This window comes from Methylobacterium sp. WL116, assembly GCF_008039455.1.
Taxonomy (GTDB): domain Bacteria; phylum Pseudomonadota; class Alphaproteobacteria; order Rhizobiales; family Beijerinckiaceae; genus Methylobacterium.
Window position 1 is genome coordinate 1 of sequence record NZ_VRUV01000514.1, and the last position, 3,258, is coordinate 3,258.

Consider the following 3,258-nt stretch of genomic DNA (forward strand, 5'->3'; position numbering starts at 1 on the left):
AGCGCGGCGAGCCCCGGCGCGTCGGCGGCGCTGGCCGCCCGAATCTCCAGCCCGTACCGAGCGCTCAAGCCCCACCCCCGCTCATCCCGACCATCGTCATCCCGTCGCTTTCCCGCCGCCGATCGATGCGCGCGCCGCATCGATCCATCCAGCCTTTGAGTTGGACGCCGCGCCGGGGACGCTCCTAACCTGAGATCGCAAGCGGCCGCCGGGGCCCCGTCGAGGGGCCTTCAGAGAACGGCCGCTGTCCGCCGCGGCACCGGCCGGGCGGTCCGCCTTCAGGGAGAAGGTCGTATGAGCGCGGGTCTCGCCATGACCGCGGTGAAGCGCAGCCGCGTGCGGCTCCTCATCGTGACGATGCTCTTCATCGCCACCACCATCAACTACGCCGACCGCGCGACGCTCTCCATCGCCGGCCCGTCGCTGGCCAAGGACCTGGGCCTCGATGCGGTGGCGATGGGCTACGTCTTCTCCGCCTTCGCCTGGTCCTACGTCCTGGCGCAGCTGCCCGGCGGCTGGCTGCTCGACCGCTACGGCGCGAAGTGGGTCTATGCCGGCGCGATCTTCCTGTGGTCGGCCTTCACGCTGATGCAGGGGGCGGTCGGCTTCTTCACCGGCTTCACCGCGGTGGCGGTGCTGTTCGGCCTGCGCCTGCTCGTCGGCCTCGCCGAGGCGCCGGTGTTTCCGGCCAACGCCCGGATCACCGCGGCGTGGTTCCCCACCGCCGAGCGCGGCACCGCCTCGGCCTTCTTCAATGCCTCGCAGTACTTCGCCACCGTGCTGTTCACGCCGCTGATGGGCTTCGTCGTCCACCATTACGGCTGGCACCACGTTTTCACCCTGATGGGCGCGCTCGGCATCGCCTTCGCGCTGCTGTGGACCCAGGTGATCTACGGGCCGAAGGAGCACCCCGCGATCAACCAGGGGGAGCGCGACTACATCGAGGCGGGCGGCGCCCTCCTCGACATGGACGGCCGCGACGCGGGCGTGGCCCAGGTCGACGCCGGCCGCACGATCCGGCAGCTGCTCGCCAACCGCATGCTGCTCGGGATCTACGTCGGGCAGTACTGCATCACCACGCTGACGTACTTCTTCCTGACCTGGTTCCCGGTCTACCTCGTGAAGGAGCGCGGCCTGTCGATCCTGCAGGCGGGCTTCGCCGCGGTGCTGCCGGCGCTCTGCGGCTTCGTCGGCGGCATCCTGGGCGGCTGGATCTCGGACCGGCTGCTCAAGCGCGGCTGGTCGCTGACCGCATCGCGGAAGATCCCGATCGTCGGCGGGATGCTGCTGTCGATGGTCATCGTCGGCTGCAACTACGTCCAGACCGACGCGCTCGTGGTCGGGCTGATGGCGCTCGCCTTCTTCGGCAAGGGCGTCGGGGCGCTCGGCTGGGCGGTCGTCTCCGACACCTCGCCGCGCCAGGGCGGCGGCCTCTCGGGCGGGCTGTTCAACACCTTCGGCAACACCGCCGGCATCACCACCCCGATCGCGATCGGCTACATCGTGCAGCAGACGGGGTCGTTCAACGGCGCGCTGGTGTTCGTCGGGCTGAACGCGCTCGTCGCCGTGTTCTGCTACCTCGTCGTCGTCGGCGAGATCCGGCGGGTGGAGCTGCGCTGAGCGGGCTCGCGCCGGCAAGGCAACGCTTCAAAGGCGACACGTCTCCGGCCCGGCTTCCAGACCGGTCGCAGGTTGCGCGGACCCGCAGAACACGTCCGCGCAACCGGCTCAAGCGGACCGCCGCCGCCACCCCTCGGGCACGGGATGGCGGGCATGCGCCTCGGCCAGCGCTTCGAGCCAGCCTGCGACGTCGGGTGGGATCGCGGCGTCGCCGGAGGCCCAACGGCGCACCAGGCGGTCATCGCAGGCCAGGGCCTGAGCGAAGCCCCGTTGCGACCAGCGCAGCCGGGCGAGCACGTCGCGGAGGCGGCTGGCAGTCACCCGCCCAACACCTTGATGAAGGCGGCGCCCGCGCCGAACAGCGCAGCACCCGCGGCCATGCCGGACAGGGCGATCTGCCAGGGTGCCAAGGCTCGCTCGCGCGTCAGCTTGTCGGCCTCGGCGCGCAGCTTAGCCTGTTCCTCAATGAATTTCTGGGTCTCGGCGTTCGACCGGAGGACGCGAGCGACCTGCTCGGCGATGTCGAGGCTGTTCGGAGCGGATGTGCCGGCCATCGGGGTCGTCCTGCAATTTAGCCGGGGAACTCCCGCGAACATGTCCGCAATATGAGGGACGATCGGACGAACGTCAACGACGGCGAAGTCGAACGTGCCCGTGACGACCCACCTCGCCGAAGCGACGCCACCCGATCGAGACCGTCTTCCGCAAGCCGAAGGCGTTCAAGCGCATCGCGAGGCAGGCCGACGAGACCGATCGAAGCTTTGCTGCCATCATCCGTCTCGCCGCGACCGGCATCGGGATGCGATCAATCCAGGCACGTCGCAACCCGGGTCGCCTTTCCAGGATCGCGCATGTTCGACTTCAGCCAGCTCCGGTGCTTCGCGGCCGTCGCCGAGGAGCTGCATTTCGGCCGGGCCGCCGCCCGGCTGAACATGACCCAGCCGCCGCTCTCGCGGCAGATCCAGGTCCTGGAGCGCATCCTCGACGTGCAGCTCCTCGACCGCACCAGCCGCTCGGTGCGCCTGACCGCGGCCGGGCGCAGCTTCCTGCCCGAGGCGCAGCGCATCCTGCGGCTCGCCGAGACCGCGACCCACGTCACCCGCCAGGTCGCGGCCGGAAGGGCCGGGGTGCTCAAGCTCGGGTTCACGGCGGCTTCGGCCTACGACTTCCTGCCCCGCCTCGTCATCGCCGCCCGGGCCGCGCTGCCGGACGTGACGCTCGCGCTGCGCGAGATGGTGACCAAGGATCAGGTCGAGGAACTGCTGGCCGGGCGCATCGACGCGGCGCTGGTGCGCCCGCCGGTCACCCATCCCGACCTCGCCTCCGTGCGGGCGCTGGCCGAGCCGATGGTGGTCGCCGTGCCCGCCGGCAATCGCCTGGCGGCGCACGCGGGCCTGACGCTGGCGGACCTCGACGGCGAACCGTTCATCGCCTACGCGCCGAACGAGGCGCACTACTTCCACGACCTCGTCCGCGGCCTGTTCGCCGAGGCCGGCATCCAGCCGCGCATCCTGCAGCAGCTGACGCAGATCCACTCGATCCTGGCACTGGTGCGTGCCGGCCTCGGGGTCGCCCTGGTGCCGGCGGCGGCCGAGCGTCTGCGCTTCGAGGGGGCGGAACGCGACGCCCTCGAAGCGC

The 3,258-nt window shown here is 70.8% G+C and carries 4 protein-coding genes; 2 read left to right on the plus strand and 2 right to left on the minus strand.

Translation table 11 applies throughout. The annotated features are described in order from the left end of the window. The first annotated feature begins 294 nt into the window (after positions 1-294). The gene (locus FV223_RS23755; protein ID WP_147729290.1) at positions 295-1,620 is read left to right on the plus strand and encodes an MFS transporter; all 1,326 of its coding nucleotides are present in this window, start codon (positions 295-297) and stop codon (positions 1,618-1,620) included. A 108-nt stretch (positions 1,621-1,728) separates the two neighbouring features. On the opposite strand, the gene FV223_RS23760 is transcribed toward FV223_RS23755, so the two are convergent. Beyond that, complete coding sequence (locus FV223_RS23760; protein ID WP_147729291.1) at positions 1,729-1,941, minus strand: hypothetical protein; 213 nt, start codon at positions 1,939-1,941, stop codon at positions 1,729-1,731. Beyond that, a complete protein-coding gene (locus tag FV223_RS23765) occupies positions 1,938-2,174 on the minus strand; it encodes a hypothetical protein (RefSeq protein WP_147729292.1) in 237 nt (78 codons plus the stop codon). Before FV223_RS23765 ends, FV223_RS23760 begins: the two co-directional genes overlap by 4 nt. 297 nt (positions 2,175-2,471) lie before the next feature. Between FV223_RS23765 and FV223_RS23770 the strand changes: the two genes are divergently transcribed. Then, positions 2,472-3,258, plus strand: a 787-nt coding sequence (locus FV223_RS23770; RefSeq protein WP_147729293.1) for a LysR family transcriptional regulator, incomplete at its 3' end; no start/stop codon positions are given.